This is a genomic window from Acidobacterium sp. S8 (assembly GCF_009765985.1).
Classification (GTDB): domain Bacteria; phylum Acidobacteriota; class Terriglobia; order Terriglobales; family Acidobacteriaceae; genus Alloacidobacterium.
On record NZ_LMUM01000037.1, the window covers coordinates 114,888 to 138,875 of the forward strand.

Annotated in this window: 22 protein-coding genes; 20 read left to right on the plus strand and 2 right to left on the minus strand. The window is 56.1% G+C overall.

Annotation, left to right across the window (positions count from 1 at the left end):
- Positions 1-9: 9 nt before the first annotated feature.
- The 9 genes from GSQ86_RS19275 (at position 10) to priA (ending at position 13,163) form a co-directional block, all read left to right on the plus strand.
- Entirely contained in the window at positions 10-687 is a 678-nt protein-coding gene (locus tag GSQ86_RS19275; RefSeq protein WP_158751819.1) for a DUF2306 domain-containing protein, read from the plus strand.
- Positions 688-756: 69 nt separating this feature from the next.
- Complete coding sequence (locus GSQ86_RS19280) at positions 757-1,218, plus strand: hypothetical protein (RefSeq protein WP_254062498.1); 462 nt, start codon at positions 757-759, stop codon at positions 1,216-1,218.
- A 51-nt stretch (positions 1,219-1,269) separates the two neighbouring features.
- Positions 1,270-1,509, plus strand: a complete 240-nt coding sequence (locus GSQ86_RS19285) for a hypothetical protein (RefSeq protein WP_158751820.1) — start codon at positions 1,270-1,272, stop codon at positions 1,507-1,509.
- Positions 1,509-2,630 carry a VWA domain-containing protein gene (locus GSQ86_RS19290; protein ID WP_158751821.1) on the plus strand — a complete coding sequence of 374 codons (1,122 nt, stop codon included), beginning with the start codon at positions 1,509-1,511 and terminating at the stop codon, positions 2,628-2,630. Before GSQ86_RS19285 ends, GSQ86_RS19290 begins: the two co-directional genes overlap by 1 nt.
- Before the next feature lie 125 nt (positions 2,631-2,755).
- Positions 2,756-4,363: a DHA2 family efflux MFS transporter permease subunit gene (locus GSQ86_RS19295; RefSeq protein ID WP_158751822.1), complete on the plus strand. Its 1,608-nt coding sequence runs from the start codon at positions 2,756-2,758 to the stop codon at positions 4,361-4,363.
- A 461-nt stretch (positions 4,364-4,824) separates the two neighbouring features.
- Positions 4,825-6,126, plus strand: coding sequence for a hypothetical protein (locus GSQ86_RS19300; protein WP_254062499.1), 1,302 nt, complete (start codon positions 4,825-4,827; stop codon positions 6,124-6,126).
- 73 nt (positions 6,127-6,199) lie between these two features.
- Positions 6,200-7,540, plus strand: a complete 1,341-nt coding sequence (locus tag GSQ86_RS19305; RefSeq protein ID WP_158751823.1) for an MFS transporter — start codon at positions 6,200-6,202, stop codon at positions 7,538-7,540.
- Positions 7,541-7,658: 118 nt separating this feature from the next.
- Positions 7,659-10,643: a M14 family zinc carboxypeptidase gene (locus GSQ86_RS19310; RefSeq protein ID WP_254062572.1), complete on the plus strand. Its 2,985-nt coding sequence runs from the start codon at positions 7,659-7,661 to the stop codon at positions 10,641-10,643.
- 57 nt (positions 10,644-10,700) lie between these two features.
- Entirely contained in the window at positions 10,701-13,163 is a 2,463-nt protein-coding gene (gene priA, locus GSQ86_RS19315) for a primosomal protein N' (protein ID WP_158751825.1), read from the plus strand.
- 13 nt (positions 13,164-13,176) lie between these two features.
- Here the strand turns inward: priA and GSQ86_RS19320 are convergent, their stop codons facing one another.
- A complete protein-coding gene (locus GSQ86_RS19320) occupies positions 13,177-13,449 on the minus strand; it encodes an HU family DNA-binding protein (protein WP_158751826.1) in 273 nt (90 codons plus the stop codon).
- A 176-nt stretch (positions 13,450-13,625) separates the two neighbouring features.
- Between GSQ86_RS19320 and dcd the strand changes: the two genes are divergently transcribed.
- The 10 genes from dcd to GSQ86_RS19370 all read left to right on the plus strand — a co-directional run bounded on the left by dcd (position 13,626) and on the right by GSQ86_RS19370 (position 22,306).
- Positions 13,626-14,180: a dCTP deaminase gene (gene dcd / locus GSQ86_RS19325; RefSeq protein WP_158751827.1), complete on the plus strand. Its 555-nt coding sequence runs from the start codon at positions 13,626-13,628 to the stop codon at positions 14,178-14,180.
- Positions 14,181-14,846 carry a response regulator transcription factor gene (locus GSQ86_RS19330; protein WP_158751828.1) on the plus strand — a complete coding sequence of 222 codons (666 nt, stop codon included), beginning with the start codon at positions 14,181-14,183 and terminating at the stop codon, positions 14,844-14,846. It abuts the gene before it with no gap.
- A 346-nt stretch (positions 14,847-15,192) separates the two neighbouring features.
- A complete protein-coding gene (locus GSQ86_RS19335) occupies positions 15,193-15,879 on the plus strand; it encodes a lipid-binding SYLF domain-containing protein (protein WP_158751829.1) in 687 nt (228 codons plus the stop codon).
- A gap of 131 nt (positions 15,880-16,010) precedes the next feature.
- Positions 16,011-16,910, plus strand: coding sequence for a lysophospholipid acyltransferase family protein (locus GSQ86_RS19340; RefSeq protein ID WP_158751830.1), 900 nt, complete (start codon positions 16,011-16,013; stop codon positions 16,908-16,910).
- A 6-nt stretch (positions 16,911-16,916) separates the two neighbouring features.
- Complete coding sequence (gene lpxD, locus GSQ86_RS19345) at positions 16,917-17,921, plus strand: UDP-3-O-(3-hydroxymyristoyl)glucosamine N-acyltransferase (RefSeq protein WP_158751831.1); 1,005 nt, start codon at positions 16,917-16,919, stop codon at positions 17,919-17,921.
- A gap of 3 nt (positions 17,922-17,924) precedes the next feature.
- Positions 17,925-18,545, plus strand: coding sequence for a hypothetical protein (locus GSQ86_RS19350; protein WP_158751832.1), 621 nt, complete (start codon positions 17,925-17,927; stop codon positions 18,543-18,545).
- A 27-nt stretch (positions 18,546-18,572) separates the two neighbouring features.
- Positions 18,573-19,427: a nucleoside triphosphate pyrophosphohydrolase gene (mazG, locus tag GSQ86_RS19355; protein ID WP_158751833.1), complete on the plus strand. Its 855-nt coding sequence runs from the start codon at positions 18,573-18,575 to the stop codon at positions 19,425-19,427.
- Positions 19,427-20,275 (plus strand): GNAT family N-acetyltransferase, encoded by an 849-nt coding sequence (locus GSQ86_RS19360; protein WP_158751834.1) that lies wholly within the window; start codon positions 19,427-19,429, stop codon positions 20,273-20,275. The genes mazG and GSQ86_RS19360 overlap by 1 nt, the downstream gene beginning before the upstream one ends.
- A gap of 17 nt (positions 20,276-20,292) precedes the next feature.
- Entirely contained in the window at positions 20,293-21,414 is a 1,122-nt protein-coding gene (gene menC, locus GSQ86_RS19365; protein WP_158751835.1) for an o-succinylbenzoate synthase, read from the plus strand.
- 136 nt (positions 21,415-21,550) lie between these two features.
- Positions 21,551-22,306, plus strand: a complete 756-nt coding sequence (locus tag GSQ86_RS19370; RefSeq protein ID WP_216841216.1) for a DUF2076 domain-containing protein — start codon at positions 21,551-21,553, stop codon at positions 22,304-22,306.
- Positions 22,307-22,416: 110 nt separating this feature from the next.
- Here GSQ86_RS19370 and GSQ86_RS19375 read toward each other — a convergent pair whose 3' ends face one another.
- The gene (locus tag GSQ86_RS19375; protein WP_158751837.1) at positions 22,417-23,328 is read right to left on the minus strand and encodes a hypothetical protein; all 912 of its coding nucleotides are present in this window, start codon (positions 23,326-23,328) and stop codon (positions 22,417-22,419) included.
- 189 nt (positions 23,329-23,517) lie between these two features.
- Between GSQ86_RS19375 and GSQ86_RS19380 the strand changes: the two genes are divergently transcribed.
- Positions 23,518-23,943, plus strand: a complete 426-nt coding sequence (locus GSQ86_RS19380; protein WP_158751838.1) for a polymer-forming cytoskeletal protein — start codon at positions 23,518-23,520, stop codon at positions 23,941-23,943.
- Positions 23,944-23,988: the final 45 nt, after the last annotated feature.

The following is a 23,988-nucleotide window of genomic DNA, read 5'->3' on the forward strand; positions in this document are numbered from 1 at the left end:
AGGTTTGCCATGCAAGATCCGTTATGGATGAAGTCGATTCTGGCCGTTCATATAACGGCTGGAGCTTCCGCTTTTCTTCTCGCGCCGCTGGCGCTGCTTACGGCGAAGGGCGGCAAGGCGCATCGCCGATGGGGCGTCATCTATTTCTGGGCGATGGCCGTCGTTGCCGTAACTGCTCTGGTGATGGCTTTCTATCGCCCTGTGCTTTTCCTCGGACTAGTGGCGATCTTCAGCTTCTATTCGGCGTTTGTCGGCTATCGCGTGCTTGGGCAGAAAGCTGCGTACAAAGGCGAAAAAACGGTAACAACTCTGGACTGGCTAGCTTTGGTTGTCACGTTTATCGCCAGCTTCGCTTTGGCTTTCTTCGGCGCAGTGAAGCCGGCGCTGGTACAGCATCTGGGCATTCCGGCCATAGTCTTCGGCGCACTCGGCATGTGGATCGCTGGAACTACCGCCTGGAAGTTTACTCATCGACCAAAAGAAAAAATGTTCTGGTGGTACGCCCACATTTCCGGGATGCTGGGCAGCTATATTGCGGCGTGGACGGCTTTCAGTGTTGTCACGATTGGACCTTTGCTTCACGGAGCCTGGTGGATATGGGTGGTGCCGACCGGCATCGGCGTTCCGGCCATCGTGATGACGCGGGCATATTACCAGAAGAAATTTACGCCGTGCACCCACTCGTAATCAGGAGCGGCTTTCCGGTTCAAAGTGTCTGCCATTGCTCAGAGTGCCTGCGAATGTCATCCTTAAGAGATGAAGCGAGAAAAAGTAATTTGCGCCATTGCTGTATTGGTGTTGGCCTGTTGCGCGTCGGTCAGCGCACAGGAATTTGGATATTGGCGCGCGGCGGGTTCGACAGCGCAGTCGGTTACAGGGGATGTGGGAATATCTGAAACAAAGTTAACGATCTACTTTGCCAACTTTGCCCTTGTTCGCGCACGCGATCTTGAACCGGCAGAAGCAAGTTCAGTTTTTGATGTAGACAGCAACTCCAGTGAAAAGGGCCATCTCTACAAAGTGAACATACCCGCTTCAAAAAAGTTTATGCACAAGAACACTTTGTGCGGCTCTGAAGATACTCAGTGGATGGCAACCTATGTTGACGGCCACACGTTGCATCTCGCATTCTTTTCCGGACAGAAAGCTCCTACCTTCACGCTGGATGCAATCTCGAATTCCTCTAATATGTGCGGCACCTATAGCTACACGCGTTGAACTGACAGCTGCTTCACAACGCCCAAGTAGGATGGCTGTATCATTTTCTTAATGCTGGCATCCTTCCGCTTTCTCTGGAATGCGACTCGCGGCCACCGTCTGCGTCCGTGGCGCAGCGAATATATCAAGTGGCGAATTGAAACTTATTCCGGCATGAAAGCTGAGAAGCTCCAGACGCGAGACATTCTTGGTTTCGTATGGTCCGAAAAGCGCAATCTGCTTCGCTTTCTGAAATGGACCAACGAGATTGACGGAATCAAGCGTCTCTCTGTGCGCGGCTCGGGGGAGTGATGTTTCGAACCTCGGCCCGTTTCTTTTTTCAAAAAGGAGCTGCGGCATTTTCTTCGTTGCGATTCGCGCTTCTTTGCACTGGTCTCGCACTCCTGGTCGCGCAGCCTCTTCGCGCGCAGGAGCCGTTTCCAGGTGAACCGCCAGCCCAACCGCAACCTCAGCCGCAGCAACCAGCAGATCGTGAACCGCCCGATCAGCAAGTTCCGCCGACCATTCGCGTCAACACCAGCGTGGTGCTGGTGCCTACGCTGGTGGAAAAGCCATCCGGTGAGGTGGTCTATGGGTTGGCCGAAAAAGATTTCACATTGCTGGACAACGGAGTTCCGCAGCAAGTGCATGTTGATGATGATCTCGACATGCAACCTGTCTCACTCGTAGTCTGCATCGAGCGCGGACGGTCCAGTGATCTCGAATTCAGCAAGCTTGCGAAGCTTGGTCCGCTGCTCGATCTTTTTACCGCTGGCGGACGCGGCGAGGCAGCGCTGGTGGTCTTCGATTCCAAACCTCTTTACCTTGACCCCTTCTCCCGCGATACCAGCGATATCACCCAGGACCTTCAGCGTTTGAAGCCCGGTGATGGAGGTGCTGCGATTCTCGATGCGGTTGGCTATTCCGTCGATCTGCTGGAACATCGGCCTCCGGATCATCGCCGCGTGCTGCTGCTTATCAGCGAATCGCGCGACCACGGCAGCAAAACTGTCAGCGCGCAGGACCTGGTGGAACGTATCGGCACCAGCAATACGCTTGTGCTGAGTCTTACGTTTTCGCCGACAAAGGCGAACCTTATTGAGTGGGGTAAGGGCAATGCAGAAGGAGGCTCATCGATCGATGTGCTCGCTCCGTTGAAAATGGCGATAGCTGCGGTTCACAAGAATGCGTCTCGCGAAATTGCCGTCATGAGTGGCGGCGAGTACGCAGCTTTCACCAAGGAAAAGGGTTTCCAGGATCGCGTGGATGAGTTGGCAAGCCATGCGCGCAACCGGTATATCCTCAGCTTTCATCCCACGGATTTAACTCCTGGGCTGCATACCATTCAGGTGAAGCTCAACACCGATTACGATGCGCGCGTGGTGGCGCGGGCCAGTTATTGGGCGGTGAACGACTCTGCCGGCCCCCAATAGAGCCGCAATAATGTTGCTAAATTCACAGAATCGGCGCATCTTAGCGTCGATAAGGCATCGAATGGCATCTATGAAATAACGCGTAAAATCCAATCACCCGATCTTGAAGGGAACGATCCTCAACGATGGCGGCAGGCTCAACAGTTGCTGAACCAAAACTAGTAGCGCAGGAGCGTTGGCGCCCGCGAGCCAATCCGTGGGCAATTGCTGCGACGGTGGCTCTGGCCGCGTTCATGGAAGTTCTGGATACGTCCATCGCCAACGTAGCGCTGCCGCACATCGCCGGTAGCCTCGGAGCGAGTCAGGATGAAAGTACGTGGGTGCTGACCGCGTATCTCGTTTCCAATGCTGTGGTACTGCCCATGGGCGGATGGGCCGCAAGCATTATTGGCCGCAAGAACTTCTTCATGTTCTGCATCGTGATCTTTACCGTCAGCTCATTTCTATGCGGTATTGCTCCGTCACTGGGATTGCTTTTGCTCTTTCGCGTATTTCAGGGCGCAGGCGGAGGCGGTCTGCAGCCTATGGCGCAGGCCATCATGGCCGATTCCTTCGAGCCCTCGAAGCGCGGTCTCGCCTTTGCGCTCTATGGCATCGTTGCAATTCTCGCGCCTTCGATTGGCCCGACACTTGGCGGCTGGATTACCGATAATTACAGCTGGCACTGGATCTTCTACATCAATATTCCTGTCGGCATTCTTGCGCTGATCATGACGCAGCGTATGGTGGACGATCCACCGTGGATCAAGGCCGACCGTAAAAATCTGCTCAAAGTGGATGGCATGGGAATCGGGCTGCTGGTGATTTCGATGGCGGCGCTGCAGATCACGCTCGACAAGGGCGAAGAGAAGGACTGGTTCAATTCCGACTTTATCCGGTTCTTCGGAATTGCTTTCATCGTTTCGTTCATCGCGCTCCTCGCATGGGAGTGGTACGCCAAAAATCCCATCATGGAGTTGCGCCTTCTCAAGAATCGCAATTTCGCTACCTGCTGTTTTCTCATGCTCTTTACCGGCGGCCTGCTGAATGCGACGACCGTGTTACAGCCGCAGTTTCTGCAGGCGCAGCTTGGTTACACGGCGACCATTGCGGGTTTGTCCCTGTCGGCTGGCGGACTGGTCCTGCTCTTCATGATGCCGTTGGCGGGTCAGGCTGTGAGCCGCCTGCCCGCGCGTAATATCATCGTCTTCGGCTTCTGCTGTTTTGCGGCTTCCTATTACTACACAGCGATCCGCATCAACCTGGGCCTCAGCTTTGGGATGGCGTCTTTCCTCAGAGTTGTTCAGGTGGCGGCGATTCCGTTCGTTTTCATTTCGGTGACGACCGCAGCTTATTTCGGCATGCCAGTACAGAAGAACAACCAGGTCTCAGGCCTCATCAATTTTGTGCGCAATATTGGCGGCAGCATTCTTATCTCGCTCACCGGCGCGGGCATTACGGAGCTTGGGCAATTCCATCAGAACCAGATGCTGAAACAGCTGACGCCTTCGACCGCGAACCTACAAAATCAAATTAGCGCACTCAGCAGTGTATTTTCGCGGACCGCAGGTGCGGCGAATGCAAATCAACTGGCGCAGGGACAGATTTACAACATGATGCAGCAGCAGGCCCATACGCTCGCATATCGCGACATGTATTTTATTCTGTGCGCCGCATCCTTGATCATGGTTCCGCTGGGCTTCTTGCTGCGCAAGAACAAACCCGGTTCCGGCGGCGAAATCGCTATCCATTGATGGAGTACGATACAAGCATGCGCAGGCAAACGCATCTCGTTTTCTCGGTAATGATGACCTTGCTTCTGGTTGCTGGCATGGTCTCTTCCGCTGCCTGCGAGATGACGTGTGGCCCCGCGTTGAGATCTGCTGTATGCTGCCCGCAACAGGCGCGTCACTGCGCTGGAACTCCGTCTATCAAGAATGCTCACGATTGCGACCATCCACTGCAAGGCCCCGCGAGCGTTGCAGAAGGGCGAGCCGTGCAGTTCCATGCTGCGGCGGATTCTTCAGCATCTCCGATGGCAGGCGTCATTTATGCAGCCTTCGGAACGGCTGCCTATGAAGATTCTTCACCAGGCTTCGTGCGATCTTCCTTCGTAATACCCCTTCGCATTTGATTCCCCGCCTCCTCTGATCAAGGAAATAACGGCCAGCTATGCCGTTGTGAGTGTTTTCTGTTTTCCTCTTGAGGAGTTTTCGTGAACAGGCTTTTTTGTTTACCGCTGCTGTTGGGCAGCGTAGTGGCTGCTGCGCAGCAGTCGATGTCCATGCCTATGTCGGACGGCATGAAGATGGATAATTTGATGAGCCGCGGCAGCGATACATTTGCGCAGCAGATTGAGCACCACGCCAGTTCCGGTACGAGTGCCGAGCCCGATTCGACGCCAACGCCGATGTGGATGAAGATGCACGGCGACTGGATGCTCATGTTTCATGCAAACGCATTCATACTCGATGAACAGCAGACGAGTCCGCGTGGCGGTGATAAGTTTTTCTCTACGAACTGGTTTATGCCGATGGCGCAGCGCCAGCTTGGCCCCGGCTATCTCGCGCTGCGCGTCATGTTCAGCCTTGAGCCGGCAACCATTACAGATCGGCAATATCCACTGCTCTTCCAGCAAGGAGAAACCGCTTATGGTAATCCGATTGTCGATGGCCAGCACCCGCACAATTTCCTGATGGAACTGACTGCCATTTACGACTGGAAGCTGGGCGAGAAAACTCTGCTCTCCTTTTATGCGGCTCCGGTTGGCGATCCGGCGATTGGGCCAACAGCTTACCCGCATCGCGCTTCCGCCTTTGAAAATCCTGTGGGCACGCTTGGGCATCACCAGGAAGACTCGACTCACATCGCCGATGATGTCATTACAGTGGGCTTTACCCATGGCATTGTGCGCATCGAAGGCAGCGGCTTCCATGGCCGTGAGCCGAACGAGCATCGCTGGCAGGTGCAGCAGGGTGCTATCGACTCATGGTCAACAAGATTGACGCTGCAGCCTGGAAAGAACTGGAGCGGGCAATATTCTTATGGCCGCATTCACAGCCCGGAGGCGCTGTTTCCCGATGAAGATCAGGAGCGCATGACGGCTTCCGCAATGTATAACCGGCCGATGCAACACGGCAACTGGACGAGCACGCTGGCGTGGGGAAGGACGCGCTCGCTCACAGATAGCGTCGTCCAGAACAGCTACCTTCTTGAATCGACGCTGCGCTTTGCAGAAAAGAATTATGTCTGGACACGCATGGAGAATGTTGATCGCACCACGGAATTGTTGCTCGGCGAGAATCCTGTGCCGCCCGGCTTTCATGAAGAGCCAGCAGGGCGAGTGCAGGCTTATACCTTTGGCTACGATCGCGATTTCGATCTGCTGCCGCACTGGAAAACAGCGATCGGCGCACAGACGACGATATACACGCCTGGTTCGCGTCTGCAACCTGTTTACGGAAGCGACCCGATGGGCGTTGCCATTTTTATACGTCTGCGCCCATCTGGGAAATAAGCGGGAAGTATTTGCAGTACGTAGATGGTTTCGCGCATCGAAAATAGAAGATCAGCGAAAATAATCTTTGCGCATGGCCATCGACTCAGACGAAAAGATAGAGCCGGAAAAACCGGCATCCTCACGGGACTATTCCCATGCGTGGCGGGCTCTCCGCCACCGCAATTTTCGCCTGTTTTTCAGCGGCCAGAGTATTTCGCTTATCGGCACCTGGATGACGCGCATCGCCACGGCGTGGCTGGTGTACCGGCTGACGAAGTCATCGTTGCTGCTGGGCACGGTGAGCTTCGCCGGCCAGATTCCGACATTTCTGCTCGCGCCTTTCGCCGGTGTGCTGGTCGATCGAATGGACCGCCGCCGCGTGCTGATATGGACGCAGGTACTTGCCATGGTGCAGTCGCTGGCTATGGCTGCATTGACCTTGACGAAGCTGATCAATATCCATGAGGTGCTGGCGCTCAGCGTTTTTCAGGGTGTGATCAACGCTTTCGATATGCCCGGCCGCCAGGCCTTCCTGGTGCAGATGGTTGAAGACCGCGGCGATCTGTCGAACGCTATTGCCATCAATTCATCCATGGTCAATCTGGCACGGCTCGTTGGGCCATCGCTCGCGGGTCTGGTGATTGCGGCAACCAATGAAGGCTGGTGTTTCCTCATAGATGGCGTCAGCTACATCGCCGTCATTATCTCTCTGCTCATGATGCGTGTTCCGGTAGTGGCAGTGAAGCGTGCAGCGGCTTCCATGGTGGAGCAGTTGAAAGAAGGCTGGACCTATGTCTCGGGCTTCGCGCCGATTCGGACGATCCTGCTGCTCTTTGCCTTGCTTAGTCTCATGGGCATGCCTTTTGTTGTGCTTATGCCAATCTTCGCTGCGCAGGTGTTGCACGGAGGCCCGCATACGCTTGGCTTTCTGATGGGTGCTCTCGGCGTGGGCGCATTAGCTTCGGCTCTATCGCTGGTTCTGCGTAAGTCGGTGCGTGGGCTTCTCAAGATGATTCCGATCGCGGCCGCCGTGTTTGGCGTCGGGCTGGTTGGTTTTGGCCTCTCTCATATGCAGTGGCTCTCGATGGCGCTGATGCTGGTGACAGGCTTCGGCATGATGCAGGGTCTGACCGTGAGCAACACCATCATCCAGACGCTGGTGCCTGAGGATAAGCGCGGCCGTGTTATGAGCTACTACACGGTTGCGTTTGTCGGGATGGCCCCATTCGGCAGCCTGATGGCAGGCGCGCTGGGACACAGCATAGGCTCACAGCGAACCGTGATGATCAGCGGTGTCGCCTGCGTCGCGGGAGCGCTATGGTTCTGGTCGCGCATGAAATCGATTCGCGTGGAGATGCGGCCGGTCTATGAGCAACTCGGTATTATTCAGCCGAAAGTTCCCGCAGTTGTCGAAGAGGAAGTGAGTCACTAGCCCTTTACAAACAGTCTGCTATCTTTGTATCCAGATTAAATTCCCAAGAATTATCAATAGATACGAGGGGGCAGCGATGCCGTTTTGCGCTTTCTGTAGAAAAGCGTTTTTGCTTAGTGTGGCCTTTACCAGCCTATATGCGTCAGCACAGATTGATCAGACTTACGCGCGCGATCCGAAGCAGGCAGTCGATCAGGATTACACGCAGCGCATTGCAAAATACACAACGCTGCCAGAGCTGAATTCGCACCTTACGGACTACCTGCCGGCATCATCGACGGTGCCGACGCCGGCAAAGGCTCTAGGCGATGTCTCTGGTGCTCCCGATATGCTTCCTTACGCGGAAGATGTTTACGCCTATTTCCGCATGCTGGAAAAAGCGAGTCCGCGGGTCAAGGTCTTTACGATCGGCCACACGGAAGAAGGCCGCGAGATGATCGCGGTTGCTGTTGCCGACGAATCGCTGCTGAAGAACTACAAAGAAAATGATGCGCGGCTGGCGAAGCTCGCCGACCCGCGCACCATCCATATGAACGACGCGACCGCCGCCGAGCTGGTCAAGCAGTCCGTGCCTGTTTACTACATCACAGGCACGATTCATTCGCCGGAAACCGGAGCGCCGACCGCTCTGATGGAGCTGGCATATCGTCTGACTGTTGATAACTCGCCTTACATTCAGTACATCCGTACGCACATGATTACGCTGATTACTCCGGTCGTCGAAGTGGACGGGCGCGATCGTATGGTCGATATCTACAAGTGGCACAAGGCGCATCCGAATGAGAACTATCCGCGGCTCATGTACTGGGGGCACTATGTTGCGCATGACAACAACCGCGATGCCATGACGCTGACGCTCGACCTTTCACGCAACGTGCTGAACACGTATGTCGGATGGCACGCGCAAGTGCTGCACGATCTGCATGAGTCGGTTCCGTTTCTCTATGACAACACCGTTGGAGACGAGCCGTACAACGCGTGGCTCGATCCCATACTGACAAACGAATGGCAGATGATTGGCTGGAACAACGTGCAGGAGATGACAAAGTTCGGCATGCCGGGCGTCTTCACCCACGGCGACTTCGACACCTGGAGCCCTGGCTATCTGATGTTTATGGCGGCGATGCACAACGGCATCAGCCGTCTTTACGAAACCTTCGGCAACGGGGGTGCGGATACTGTCGAACGCATCCTTCAGCCCGGCGAATACTCGCGCACCTGGTTCCGCCAGAATCCGCCGTATCCGAAGATCAAGTGGTCACAGCGCGATAACAATAACTATGAGCAGACTGCGCTGCTGGTCTCGCTCAGCTATTTTGCGCAAAACTCGCAGACCTTTCTCAATAATTTCTATCTCAAGAGCAAGCGCTCCATCCTCAAGCCGACTGATTCCGGACCAGCCGCTTATGTGCTTCCCGCCAACGACGATTCTGCAGACCGGCAGCGCATGCTGCTCGACGTTCTTCGCGGACAGCATGTGGAAATCAGCAGGACGACGGAAGCTGTGACAGTCGCGGTTCCGGCTAAGCCCAAGCGCGAAAAGAAGGACGACGCTGACGACAAGGAAGCGAAACCAAAGTCCGAGCAAGCGAAGACGGAGCAACGTAGCTTCCCAGCAGGCAGCTATGTGATCCGTATGGATCAGCCCTATTCGCGCATCGCCGATGCGTTGCTTGATCGCCAGTACTGGGCACCGAATGATCCGCAGAAGACTCCATATGACGACACTGGCTGGTCGCTGCCTGCGCTCTTTAATGTGGAGGCCGTGCGTGTCATCGAGCCCGCGATTTTGAAGGCAAAAATGGAAAGCGTTCCGGATGGAGTAGGTTTCGGGGGATGGGGAGGCAATTGTTCTATCGATCTGGTTCTCAATCATGCCGATCCGAGTCTCATCACGTTTCGGTATCTGCTGAAGAATGCAACTGTGTCAGTTGCAGATTCTCCGTTCACGGCGAATAACCAGCAGTTCCCAGCCGGTTCCCTGATTATCAAGGAGAGTTCGCGGGAGGAGGCAATGATGGCATTCGGAAAAACGCTACTGCCAATGGTCGGGGTATGTACTCCTCCATCGGTTGCTATGCACTCTGCTGCGGCGCCGCGCATTGCCATGATGCACACATGGCTCAGTACGCAGGGTGAAGGCTGGTGGCGTCAGGCGCTCGATAAACAGGGCGTTCCCTACGACTACATCAGCACACAGACGGTGAGCAGTGAAGATGATCTGCGTTCAAAATATGACGTCATCCTCTTCGCACCGGTAGGTTACTCGCGCACACAGCAGATCATCGAAGGGATGCCAATGTGGGGCAACGCGCTTCCGTGGAAGAAGACGGAGCTCACGCCGAACCTTGGCCGTATCGATTCGACAGATGACATGCGCCCCGGGCTCGGTTATAGCGGCGTCGACCACCTGCGTCACTTCGTAGAGCAGGGCGGCCTACTCGTCACTTCGCAGGATACGGCACAGTTCGCCATCGACACTGGCCTCGCGCCCGGTGTTTCTGTCGTCACGCACGGCGATCTAAAAGTCGTCGGCTCATTGCTGGGAACCGCGGTCGTCGATTCCAAATCGCCGCTGCTCTACGGCTACAGCAAGCCACTTACTGTCTATAGCGAAGATGGCCTTTCGCTGAACGTGAGCAATACAGTTGGAGGCACGCGTGGGCCGCGCTTCGGCGCCGAAGATCAGCGCCCAACCGGACGCGGCGGACCAGACGACCCCGATATTCCGCAGGGCCGTCCTTTTGTTGCTGCCGACGAGCGGCCACGTCCGAAGCCGTGGGAGCCGATGCCGCTGAACGAAGAGCAGATGCGCAACAACCCTAATGTCATTCCGGCAGAGTTGCGGCCTCAGGTCGTATTGCGCTACGCAGACAAAGATTCGCTGCTGGTCTCGGGCTTGCTCGACCATGGCGATCTGCTCGCGCAGCATGCAGCGGTGGTTGCCGCGCATCTGGGCAAGGGAACGGTTTTGCTCTTCGCCAATAATCCTTTGTATCGAGGTGAGACCATCGGCAGCTATTCGCTCGTCTTCAATGCCATTCTTAACTTCGATCATCTGAGCCAGACCGCACCTCCGGCTCAGAGCAGCGCAGGCCAGTAGTCATTACGAGGCGCTTAGGCGGGAGGAAATTTCTTCTGATACTCTCGCCTAAGAACCATGCCCGCTTTTTGTGATGTAGCCCTGCCTGTTCCGCTCGACCGCGCCTTTACCTATGCGCTGAATGGCGAAGTTCCAGGCGTGGGCTGCCGCGTGCTGGTTCCGTTTCGCAATGAAAAACTGGCCGGGGTCGTGATACGCGTACATGATGACCCGCCGCCGGTAGAAGCGAAACCGCTCCTCGCCATTCTCGATCCTGATCCGATCATTTCCGGCACCCTGCTTGAACTGGCGCAGTGGATCGCGCAATACTACATCGCTCCCTTGGGCGAGGTTCTGCGCACCATGCTCCCGCTGACGGCCGAAGTGCGGCGCGTCGTGCTCTACCGCATTGCTGATGCAGGCCGCCAGGCCTTGTATGAGGGCGCGGAAAAGGGATCGTCGCGCCGCTCAAAACTTTCGCCCGAAGAGCAGAACATCGAATATGCCGTTCTCAACTATCTGGAGAATGGTGAAGCAGCACGCGCTTCACCTCTGCGGTCTGCGACGGGAGCGAGTCTGCAACTGCTGCAGGGCATGCTGCGCAAGCGCTGGATCACGCGCGAGACGGCAGCCGATGCCCGCGATGCGCGAAGGACCGTCCGCTATGCCGTGATTGTCGCCGACACCCGGCTGCCGAAATTGAATGAAAACCAGCAGATCATTCTGGCTGAGCTGGCGGGTGCGGGGGGCGAGCTTCCAGTTGTGGAGCTGCGCAAGCTGACAGTGCCGCAATCGACGCTGGCCACACTGGTGAAGCGAGAGCTCGTGCGCATCGAAGAGCGCGCGGCGGATTTTCATCTGACTGGCCTCGGCATCAAACGCCCTGAATATGAATTGAACTTCCAGCAACGGGCAGCATTTGATGCGATCACAGCAGCGGCAGACTCCGGCGAATTTCGTCCACACCTGTTGCACGGTGTGACAGGCTCTGGCAAGACCGCCGTGTACCTCGCTGTCATGCGGCATGCGCTCGATCGGGGCAAGTCGGCAATTTTACTTGTTCCCGAGATAGGTCTCACCCCGGCGATGGCCGCACAACTGCATCATGCTTTTGCCTCTGACGTAGCGCTTTTACATTCGGCGCTCACGCCCGAAGAGCGCGCCGAGCAGTGGCACCGTATCCGCAGGGGGGATGCGCGCATTGTTGTCGGCACTCGCTCGGCGATCTTTGCTCCGGTTCAGAATCTCGGATTGATTGTTGTCGATGAAGAGCACGACTCCAGCTACAAGCAGGAAGAGATGCCGCGTTACCACGCCCGCGATGTGGCTGTGATGCGCGCAAAATTCTCATCTGCAACCATCGTGCTCGGGTCGGCAACGCCGTCTCTTGAATCGTGGCAGAACGCCGAGCGTGGCCGGTACGCGAAGATCGAGATGCACGAGCGCGTGAATCAGCGACCGCTGCCGCTGGTCGAGCTGATCGACATGCGCCGCGAATTTCAGGAGACAGGGCAGGAGCAGCTTTTTTCTCGTTCGCTGATAGAAGAAACAAAGGCTACGATCGAGCGCGGCGAGCAGGCGATCATCCTGCTTAATCGTCGGGGCTATTCGTTCGTGGTGATGTGCCGTGCCTGCGGGGAAAAGCTGGAATGCGAAAACTGCGCCATCTCGCTGACCTACCATAAAGCTCTGACTAGTGACGACGCCCGCGCACACGTGGGCCAGCGCCTGGAATGTCACTATTGCGGTTACAAAAGAACGGTGCCCAAGCTCTGTCCGAAATGCGAAAGCGAGCATCTCTATTTTCTCGGCGCGGGCTCACAGCAGGGCGAAGAGCGGTTGCAGGAGATATTTCCCGGAGCGCGAATTGGCCGCATGGACCGCGACACGGTACGCGGGCGCCACGATCTCGAACGGCTGCTGACCCGACTCCATTCGGGTGAGATCAACCTGCTGGTCGGCACCCAGATGATCGCCAAGGGGCATGATATTCACGGCGTCACGCTGGTTGGGGTCGTCGGTTGCGATCATGCACTGGGTATGCCGGATTTCCGCGCTTCAGAGCGCGTCTTTCAATTGATGACGCAGGTTTCAGGACGAGCCGGGCGCGGGGAATTGCCTGGAAAAGTGATCGTGCAGACCTACCATCCGGATCATTATGCAATTGAGTGCGCGGCGAAGCATGATTTCCACGCATTTGTTGAGAGGGAATTGAAATACCGTCGGTGGATGCACTATCCGCCATTTCAGGTATTGGCGAATGTATTGATTCAGAGCCAGCATCTGGAAGAGGCCGCCGGATGGGCCGCTACCCTGGGACGCTGGTTCCAGCAAACTCAACTCACTGGTGTACGCGTGCTCGGCCCCGCAACCGCGCCGATCGCACGCATCAAGCGCATCTATCGATTTCATCTGGTCATGAAAGCGGAAAAACGCCAGCTCCTGGCGAAAACACTTCGTGCCATGCTCGCGCACGCAGACGCTGCCGGAATTCCACGACGCAATCTAATCGTGGATGTGGACGCCGTAAGCCTGATGTGAGCGACGAGCCAGTTTAGGAATCGAGCAGGTGCAGTTCTTTGCCGGGTTTGAACCGAACCGCCTTGCCCGGCGTGATATTAACCACCGCTCCGGTCCGCGGATTGCGTCCGATACCAGTCTTGCGGGGCCGCACATTGAAGACGCCAAAGCCTCGCAGCTCAATGCGGTCACCACCAGCCAGCGCCTTCTTCAGGCTCTCAAACACCGTGTCTACAGCTGCTTCCGCCTTGTTGCGCGGCAGGCCGGTGCGTTCAATGACGTGATGAATAATGTCCTGTTTTATCAACGTCTTCCCTCTCTTTTACAAGGCTTTTTCTACACATGTTTCCGGCTAGCAAGGATAGTAGAAATGTTTCCGCCCATTGTCAACGTCCCAGATGTCACATAAGATGCAGATTTTGAGCGGATTATTCTACTTTTTACAGTTTCGCGATACCCTTTTAGACAAGATTAAGGAGTTGCATGGCAATCAAGAGCGACCGTTGGATCAGAGAACAAGCCACAAAGAATCAAATGATTCACCCCTTCAGTGAAAAGCAAGTAAAAGAAGGGGTTATCTCCTATGGGCTTTCATCCTATGGATACGATTTGCGTGTTTCCGATGAATTTAAAATTTTTACCAACGTAAATAGCGCTATCATAGACCCGAAGAATTTCGACGAACGGTCGTTTGTTACAGTTCAGGCCGAGTCGGTGATCGTCCCCCCAAACTCATTTGCCTTGGCACGTTCTGTCGAATATTTCAAGATCCCACGGGATGTACTCACGATTTGCGTCGGAAAATCGACCTATGCTCGGTGCGGAATCATAGTGAATGTGACGCCGTTTGAGCCAGAGTGGGAGGGATACGTGACATTGGAGATCTCCAATACGACTCCTCTGCCTGCCCGGGTCTACGCAAATGAGGGCCTCTGCCAGATTTTGTTTTTCCAGTCGGACGAAGTGTGCGAAATCAGCTACGCGGATCGCCGTGGAAAGTATCAGAAACAGCAGGGAATTGTTCTGCCGAAGCTTTAGATGAATGACCAACGCCAATACGCGCAGACCCTGAAATTGGGCCTGCTGGCTGTCGAGCCGATCCGCCGTACCGGCCTGCGAAGCATCCTCGAGGAGGTTCCCGGGGTGCAGCTTACCGATACCGGCCTCGATGGTCTTCTGGCTGCCCACTCTCTGGATATCGCGGTTATCAGTCTTATGCTGACTGCGGAGATGCTGACTACCATCGAGCGCCTGCGCGCCGAAATGCCTGCCATTCGGATTATTGTGATGAGCGAGGATGGGGATGACGAGAGCGTAATCGCAGCAATTTCTGCCGGCGCCAAGGGCTATCTCGAGGACAGCGCGACGCCGGAGGAAGTTATACGTGCGATTGAAGTTGTGCACAGCGGATCCATCTGGGCTCCTCGGAGTGCCCTCTCCAAGTTGGTCGATCGTATGCTTGGCGGCGGCACATTCTCTACCCGTTCCGCGCCGCAATTTACCACTCGCGAGCTGGAAGTCCTGCAGCTGCTTGTGGCCGCCCGATCCAATCGGGAGATCGCTGAGGCGCTGGGTATTGAGGTCCGTACAGTCAAGTCCTATGTGGGACGGATGATGCGGAAGGTCGGCGTTGGAAACCGCATCGCGCTTTCCATTCACGCTGCCAAGCATGCGCTGGGGAGTGGTCCTGAGCGCGGGAGCTAGAGGCAGATCGGGCGTCTGCCTGTCGGTCTTACTTAGGTCCACCTACCTCGGTTATCTTGCGCGAATATCTTCAAAACTTTACAACTCAATTAGCAACAACGCAGATCTGGGGAACGGGGATGGTTTTGCGGGAAACTGCCAGCCACCCCCATTTTTTTGTTTGCGACACCTTCCCGCCTCCGATTCAACCCGCGCGACTAACTTCGCATCACAGTGTCAGGAAGAGCATAGCCGCGCTTTCATACAGTTGATGTGTCTCTTCTCAAAATGGTCGCGGCTTTGTAGCTGGAACATTCTGCAAAATCTTTAAAAGCAATGGACAATAAGAAGAAAGAGGAAAGAACGAATGAAGAAATTTATAGCGCTGTTGTGCATGGCAGGCATGGCATTCCCCGCACTTGCCGCCAGTGACAAAGCGACGCTCGATCAGCGTTTGGAAAATTCCCGGGTCATCATCGATGAGATTATGCAAACACCGGATAAGGGTATTCCCGACGGCATCGTAAAACAGGCTACCTGCATTGCAGTTGTTCCCAGCCTCAAGAAAGGTGCCTTTATTGTTGGCGCAGAGTATGGCCAGGGTGTTGTTACCTGCCGTACAGGCCGCGGTTGGAGCGGTCCAGTATTCATCCGCATGGCGGGTGGGTCATTCGGCTTCCAGATTGGCGGTCAGGGAACGGATCTAGTTCTTGTAGCCGTGAATGACAAGGGTTTGCAAGACCTTCTGAAGAGCAAGTTCAAGATTGGTGGCGATGCCGCTGCTTCCGCTGGCCCGGTGGGCCGCAATGCTCAGGCTGCCACGGACATTACCTTGCACTCCGAACTCTTAACCTACTCGCGCAGCAAGGGTCTATTCGCTGGTATTGATCTGGATGGAACCACTGTCAGCCAGAACTCGGAAGACACCACGGAACTGTATGGTGCTCCGCATACTTTCGCAGAGATTCTGAAGGGCAACGTTCTTCCTCCCGAGGATGCACGCCCGTTCCTCCGCACCGTAGCAAAGTATTTCCACACCAGCCAAGACCAGTAATCATCCTTAAACTCATAATGTAAAAGGGGCCGCAGCGATGCGGCTCCTTTTGTTTTTGGCTAATGGCACCGCCGAAGCCTCAAAAACGTCTCACCGCCCTGCCTGCGGTTACACTGAAATGAATTTCTTCCATGCGAGAAAGTCTCGAGTTCGCCGTTGTCTGGGTATTGGTTGGCTTTATGCGCCTGTTGCCGCGTCCCGTTGCGCGGGCCTTCGGCGCATCCATAGGAGCGCTTGCATGGCAGGCGGTGCCACGCCTGCGCCAGGTTGGATTGAGAAACCTTGAGCTTGCTTTCCCGCAGTGGAGTTCCACGGAGCGGGAGCAGACATTGCGTCGTCTCTATCGCAACCTGGGCTGGCAGCTCGCAGAATTCTGCCAGATGCCGAAATATACTCCGGAGAATACGCGGCCATTCATATGCTACGAAGGTCTCGAGAATTATCTGGACGCCAGAAACAAGGGCAAAGGCGTTTTGATCGTCACCGGTCACCTGGGAGCGTGGGAGCTCTCCAGTTTCTACCATTCGCTGATGGGATATGCGATGAGCATGGTCATCCGACGCCTCGATAATCCCAGGGTGGACAAGATGGTGAACGACATTCGCTGCGCTCACGGAAACCGCGTGCTGCACAAGGATGATTTTGCCCGTGGCCTGCTGGGAGCCATGCGGCAAGGCGAGACCGTCGGCATCCTCATGGATACGAATATGACGCCGCCTCAGGGGGTCTTCGTGCCTTTCTTCGGCAAGCCTGCGTGTACCGCTTCCGGATTGGCGCGGGTCGCGCTCAAAACTGGAGCCGCTGTTTTGCCGGGCTTCATGCTGTGGGAAGAGGCAGAGAAGAAATACGTCCTGCACTTCGGTGAAGAGATTCCTTTCGAACGTACCGGCAACGACGAGGCCGACGCCGTGACCAACACGGCCAGGTGCACCGCAGCCATTGAAGATTACGTCAGGCGGTATCCTGATCAGTGGCTTTGGGTACACCGGCGCTGGAAGACGCGCCCCGAGGGCGAGAATTCGGTGTATTGAGGTGATATGGCGAGCCTGAAGAAAATTGCAGACGCTATCGGCGCGAAGTTGCGCGGCGGGGATAGGGATATTGTCCAGGTTTCGAGCGCCGCCCTTGCGGATGGAGCGTCTCTCGTTTTCGCCGAAGACGAAACTGCTTTGCAGGGTGCGTTGCAATCTTCCGCCGCTGCTGTGCTGCTGACGGAAGAGCTGGCGAAACAGGCATCTGATATGAAATCGCTGCTGCTCATGCAACAGCCGCGTCTCGGCTTTGCGCGTGCGGCACGTATGCTCCGCTCCTCCGAGCTGGCGACGGGAGTGCATTCCAGTGCGGTTGTCGGGCACGGCGCAGTTCTTGGCCAGAATGTCTCCGTCGGCGCGTATGCGGTCATCGAAGAAGACGCAAATATAGGCGTCGGAACGAGGATCGGCCCCGGCTGCGTGATTGGCAGAAATGCGCGAATCGGACAGGAGTGCCGCATCTATCCGCGTGTCGTGCTCTATCCCGGTGTGACATTAGGCGATCGCGTCGTAGTGCATGCCGGAGCTGTTCTCGGCGGCGATGGTTTCGGCTATGTTCGTGACGCCGCCAGCGGCGAATACCTGCAATTTCCTCAACAGGGCGTCTTGATCATCGAAGACGACGTAGAGATTGGCGCGAATACCACAGTCGATCGCGGCGCGCTCGCAGAGACCCGTATCGCTCGCGGCGTGAAGCTCGATAACCTCGTTCACGTCGGCCACAATGTCAGCATCGGGAAAAATGTCGTCATTGCCGCACAGACCGGCGTCTCCGGCAGCAGCGTGATAGGAGATGACGCCATCGTCGGCGGCCAGGTTGGTATCGCGGATCACGTTGAGATTGGCGAAAAGGTGATTCTTGGGGCGCAGGCGGGCATCCCGTCCCGGAAGAAAATTCGCGGTCCCGGCATCGTCTTCTGGGGCACACCGGCGCGTCCGATCAAGGACTACCTCAAAGAACTGGCTGCTCTCTCGCGGCTGACCCGCGCATCGAAACGGAAAGAGGATTAAGCCGTGGCCGTCGTCGTTATCGGTGGGCATTCGCGAAACATCGGCAAGACCTCTGTTGTAGCGGGCCTGATTGCACGCCTGTCGCAGTACCGCTGGACCGCCTTCAAAATTACCCAATATGGCCACGGCTTTTGCACGGCCAATGGTGAACCCTGCGATTGCCAGACGGACGACCATACGCTCGCCGTCAGTGAAGAGAGAAGCCGAGAGAGCGGAACCGATACCGCCCGCTTTCTGGCTGCTGGCGCCGCGCGCTCCATCTGGGTGCGGACGCGCACCGGCATGCTGGCCGAAGCTATGCCGCGTATTCGCAAAGAGCTAGCCGCTGCAGAGAACGCGATCATCGAATCGAACAGCATCCTGCAATTCGTGCGTCCGGATCTCTACCTGACAGTCCTCGACGCAGGCACGGCCGATTTCAAGGATTCGGCACGACTTTTTCTTGACCGGGCGGACGCAGTGCTGGTGCGAGCAGCCACTTCAGAGCTTCTTCCTCAGTGGCAGAAAGTTTCCCTCAAGCTCATTGAAAACAAGCCGCAGTTTGTGATCGCTCCGCCGGACTACATGAGCGATGAAGTGACTCACTTCGTTGCCCACCGCCTTGAGCCGCTGACCCACGCCTGAGGCAGTCGCATCGGTTAAAGTATGGGTATGCCCTCAGAGCAGAATGCAGGCGGCAGCTTTGCCGAAGCTGTGGCCATCATGGCCCGCTTGCGCGCACCCGGCGGATGTCCGTGGGACCGTGAACAGACCTTCGATTCCATTCGCAAATACACCCTCGAAGAGACCTATGAGGTCTTCGACGCCATCGAGCGCCGCGACTGGTCTGGCTTGAAAGATGAGCTTGGCGATCTGCTTCTGCAGGTGCTTTTTTATTCCGAAATGGCATCAGAAGCAGGCGATTTCACCATCTCCGACGTCGTTGAGGGATTGAACCGCAAGCTGATCCGCCGCCATCCCCACGTCTTCGGAGACGAAGCTGCCGCTGCTGCGGGCAACGCTGCGCAGGGATTGCAGACGGAGGGAATCGACTCGCGGCAAGTTCTCCGCAATTGGGAAGAAATCAAGCAATTAGAGAAAATAGCTAATGTAAAAGTTGAAGAAGCAGCGGGGCGGCTCGATGGCGTTCCTCGCTCCTTTCCTGCCTTGATGGAAGCGACCAAGCTCGGCTCCAAGGCGGCGAAGGCAGGCTTTGACTGGCCGGATGTAACCGGACTTTTCGACAAGCTGCAGGAGGAGATTGGCGAAATCCATGCTGAGTTAACTGCTGCGGAAAAGGACGAAAAAGCCATCGCTGCAGAGATCGGCGACTTGCTTTTCACTGCCGTGAACTTAGCCCGTCACCTTCATGTCGATCCCGAGTTCGCGCTGCGGGAGACGAATGCAAAGTTTCGCCGTCGTTTCGCGGCTATGGAATCGGCCAGCGAGAAATCATTGGAAGAGCTATCCCCGGAGGCTTTGGAAAAGCTGTGGAAAGAAGCCAAGGACCAAGAGAACAGTAAGTGATGAATCTGACCTATACCACTCCGCAGGGGCATTCCATTGTGATCCGCTCCTGCAAGGGCTTTGAAGAACTCGATGCCTGTGTTCAGCTCCAGATCGCAGTATGGGGATATTCCGACGGCGACGTGATTCCGCGACGCGTCTTTACCGTCACTCAAAAAATCGGCGGCCAGGTGCTGGGAGCTTTCGACGTGACCGGCGGAGTATCCGATACGTACGAAAAACTCGTTGGCTTCGCCATGGCTTTGCCGGCTGTCCGCCCGCAGGTCGAGCCCCAGGCAGGCCCGGACCCGTATCTGCACTCCCACATGCTGGCCGTTCTTCCCGAGTATCGCAACTCCGGCATTGGCCGGCGGCTGAAACTGGCCCAGCGCGACGACGCTATTGCCCGGGGTTTCCGCCTGATGGAGTGGACCTTCGATCCGCTGGAGATTAAAAATTCTTTCCTCAATATCCACAGGCTGGGCGTGATCGTTCGCAGGTACACTCCGGACTTTTATGGTGTATCCTCTTCTCGTCTGCAAGGAGGATTGCCTACAGACCGTTTGCATGCCGAGTGGTGGATGCAGTCGGAGCACGTCCAGGCAATCCTGTCTGGCGTTTCTCGTTCTACGCTCCCGGCTCCGCAGACAGTTTCTGAGACAATTGTTGAAACGATCATTGTGCCCCGCGAGATCGCCAGATGGAAGGCATCCGAGGAAGAACAGGGGCGGGCGTTCGCAGTGCAGGCAGATAATCGCGAGCGCTTTCAGAAAGCATTTGCGCGCAGGCTGGCCGTCATCGGCTTCAGAACGGACGCGGAAGGCAACGGAATTTTTGAGCTCGGACATTGGCATGAGCCCAAGTTTTAGGAACAAGAGAGTAACGCATGAAAATTGAAGCCATCACACTTCGTGAGATCCGCATGCCGCTGGTCAAGCCATTTCAGACCAGCTTCGGCACAACGACCGACCGGCGCATCCTGCTGGTTGAGATCAAAGGCGAAGGCTTAACCGGATGGGGGGAGTGCGTCGCAGGCGAACATCCTTACTTCAGCGACGAAACCATTGACACCGCCTGGATCGTCTCCCTGCAGGAACTCGTACCGGCTCTTGCCAATGGCGATCCGGAGCACGGTGGAAAATGTCCGACAATCTTTCGCCAAGTACGGGGTCATCGTATGGCCAAGGCCGCGCTTGAAAACGCGGTCTGGGATCTGGAAGCGCAAATGCGCGGCATTGCGCTATCGGAGCTGCTGGGCGGCATCCGGGAAACCATCCCCTGCGGCGTCTCGATCGGTATTCAGCCCACTCTTGAGGGACAGCTTGCCGAGGTCGAGAGGGAAGTCGAGGCGGGATATCAACGCATTAAGCTGAAATGCAAACCAGGCTGGGATATCCGTGTCTTCGAAGCGGTGCGTAATCGCTGGCCGGATATTATGCTGAGCTGCGATGCAAACTCCGCGTATCGCATGAATGATATCGAGCATCTCGTTGATTTCGAAAAATTTAACTTGCTCATGATTGAGCAGCCGCTGTGGTCCGACGATTTTTATTTTCATTCATTGCTGCAAAAGCGCTTGAAGACGGCCATCTGCCTTGATGAATCGATCCGGAATCGCCGCGATGCGCTGGCCGCGATCGAGATGGAGTCCTGCCGCATCATCAATATCAAGAATGGTCGGGTCGGCGGCTTCAGTGAGGCGATTGCTGTGCATAATGCGGCACAGGAACGTGGCATCCCGGTCTGGTGTGGCGGGATGCTGGAAACGGGTATCGGACGCGCACACAATATTGCCCTGTCATCGCTTGAAAACTTCTCGCTGCCGGGAGATGTTTCCGCTTCCAAGCGCTATTGGAAAGAAGACATCATCGAGCCGGAAGTGACTGTCTCAACAGAAGGCGAGATCACCGTGCCGCAGGGCGTCGGCAGGGGTTTTGAAGTACGCGAAGACCTGATCGAAAAACTTACCGTGCGCAAGGAAGAAGTTCGAGCACTGGCGTTGGCCTGAGGCTTCCGCGGAACAGAAATCATTATTACTGCGTACTTTCGATGTGGCGGACAAATGTCCGCCACTTTGTGCGTGGACGCGCGTCTTATCAGGAAGATGCTCTTGAGGAGCATCCAAAGGAATTGAGGTAATTGCAATGACTCCGCAGGAAAGCTCAATGTTGCAGGATTTGATCCGCAAAGTGCAGGAAACACAACTTACAGAAAAAGATCCGGAAGCTGAACGGCTGTTATTTCAGACTTTAGGGCAGGACCCAGACGCGATTTACAAGCTGGCGCAAACTGTACTGGTGCAGAACCTGGCGCTGAATCAAGCGCGCGCCCAGATGCAGCAGCTACAGCAGCAGGCACAGCAGCCTCCTCACACGACCAGTTTTCTTGGTGGCCTGCTCGGCCATCGTGATCCCGTGCCTCCTGCCCAGCCTCAGTATCAACCTGTGCCAACATACGAAGCGCCGCAGTATGCCCCAGCGCCGACTTATTCGCCGCAGCCCAGCGCTACGGGAAACTTCCTGCGTAGTGCCGCCACGACAGCGGCAGGGGTCGCCGCGGGCGCTCTTGCTTTTGAGGGTATCGAATCCCTCATACACGGCCATGGCGGAGGATGGGGTGGCGGGGGATATGGCTCCGGATTCGGTGCTCCGCCGGTCGAGGAAACCGTCATCAATAATTACTACGACGACCAGTCTCAGCCCGGAGGCGGCTTCGCAGAACACCGTGAGCATGAAGCGTCTTACGATGAGCGCCCCGGTAGCGACGCTGGTCTGCAGGATGCCAGCTATCAGCCCGACACCGATCCAACTTCTCTGGACGACACGCAGGCAGACGATTTCGGCAGCGGTGATGATTTCAGCAGTGATCTCGGCGGAGGCGACGACAGTAATTTCGCGTGATAACCGCGATGAGAGTATTGCGCAATTAAAAAAGCTCCAGCCTTAGCCGGAGCTTTTGCATTAGTGAATAGTGAATGATGCTCCAAAAGAGATGCTCTGTTAACGAGAGGCTACCTGGCGGCTACGCGTCCGTTCCCGTCGCTTAACAGCATCTTGATCGCTTCCTGATATCCCATCTGCGCCGGAACCGGCTCGAAGTGGGAGGCGTCTTCGGTTGTCTGGAAACTCAGCGTTTTAATCATCAATGCCTTGCCGGTCAGGTTCAGCTTCATGTGTGTGGTCTCCCAATGGTGATCGCCCACGTCGGCCTGTTCCACCAGGATGCTGCCACCCTTGTAGAGCCGCCCCAGGATGCCCCAGCCAAATTCAACATCGGCAATGAGGTGAGCGTCGAGCTTCACCATGCGCTCCTGACCTTTATCGATCCAGAGTTCGCCAGCCATGCCGGCGTAAACCTGTGCTTCGCGGTCCGGTGGGGTGAAGTTAGGGTTCGGCTGAAAGCTTAACCGGTAGCACTGACCATTCGGGCCATCGACCATGCCCTCGTATTTATAAGCGAAAGCGTCTGGCAGTAAGCGGATCATCTTGTTGGCGCGATCGCTGTCTTCCTGCTCCCGCTTGCGGCGGTGCTCCTGCACTTCCGGGTGCGCGGCCAGATTGTTCAGCCGGTCCAACTCCGCCTGTTGCACGTCAGCATCCAGCGGCTTGTCATCGATGGCAATGAGGCGGGCAACATCGCCGTCCTTGGTCTCGACAATCTCCTTGGTCGTGATCTTTCCGTCATCGATCTTGTGCAACTGGTAGCGGTAAGGGTGGCCGCCGTTGGACGAGTGCAGCTCATTTTGCGAAGCGCGGCGCACGAGCGGAACTGGATCATGTTCTACGTCCTGCGCCCGTGCGGCAGAGCCCAGCGGCTGAAGAGCAGCAAGCACAGCTATCAAAACCGCAATCGTCGCTCCACTGGGCCGGAGACCACGACAGGCACCTCGTGGTCCATCCTGCAAACTACGTTCTTCTATCATCACTGCATCTTTCAATAAGCCTGAGCCGTTAGACGCCGAACGGCAACGAGAAGTTTTCCCGAATCAACAGCTTCAGAACCGTTTCGGAACTCAGAGTGTACGCCAAAACAGTGGCGGTGGTTGCACCGTGAAAGTTCCTTGCGTATAGTCGTGGCAACGTCCCAGTTACGATTCTCAGGAGAAATATACATGGCTGCAGGCGACGGCACGACTGCCACGATCGGCAAGTCAGTTCAGATACGCGGCGAGGTTAAAGGAAACGAAGACCTTCTTGTCGATGGCTTGGTGGAGGGTACCATCACCTTGAGCGAGAGCCGGTTAAGCATCGGCGCAAATGCTCACGTAAAAGCCAATGTTGCGGCCCGTGACGTAGTAGTTGTGGGCACGCTGAATGGCGATATCAGCGCGACGGGACGGGTAGAGTTGCGCTCCGGATGCCATGTTACTGGTGACATTCGCGCGGGACGCCTGTCAATTGAGGAGAACGCAATTTTCTCTGGCAAGGTAGACTTAGTGCAGTCATCAGGATCGGCGGAGAAGGGCTCGGCTGCGGCAGCGCCTTCATCGACGGCTTCAGCTGACAAGCCAGGCGCGCTTTTTGGTGCTGCAAAATAAGCCTGTTTTAAGCGCATGAACTCGATCTGTGGTGACGAAATTGCT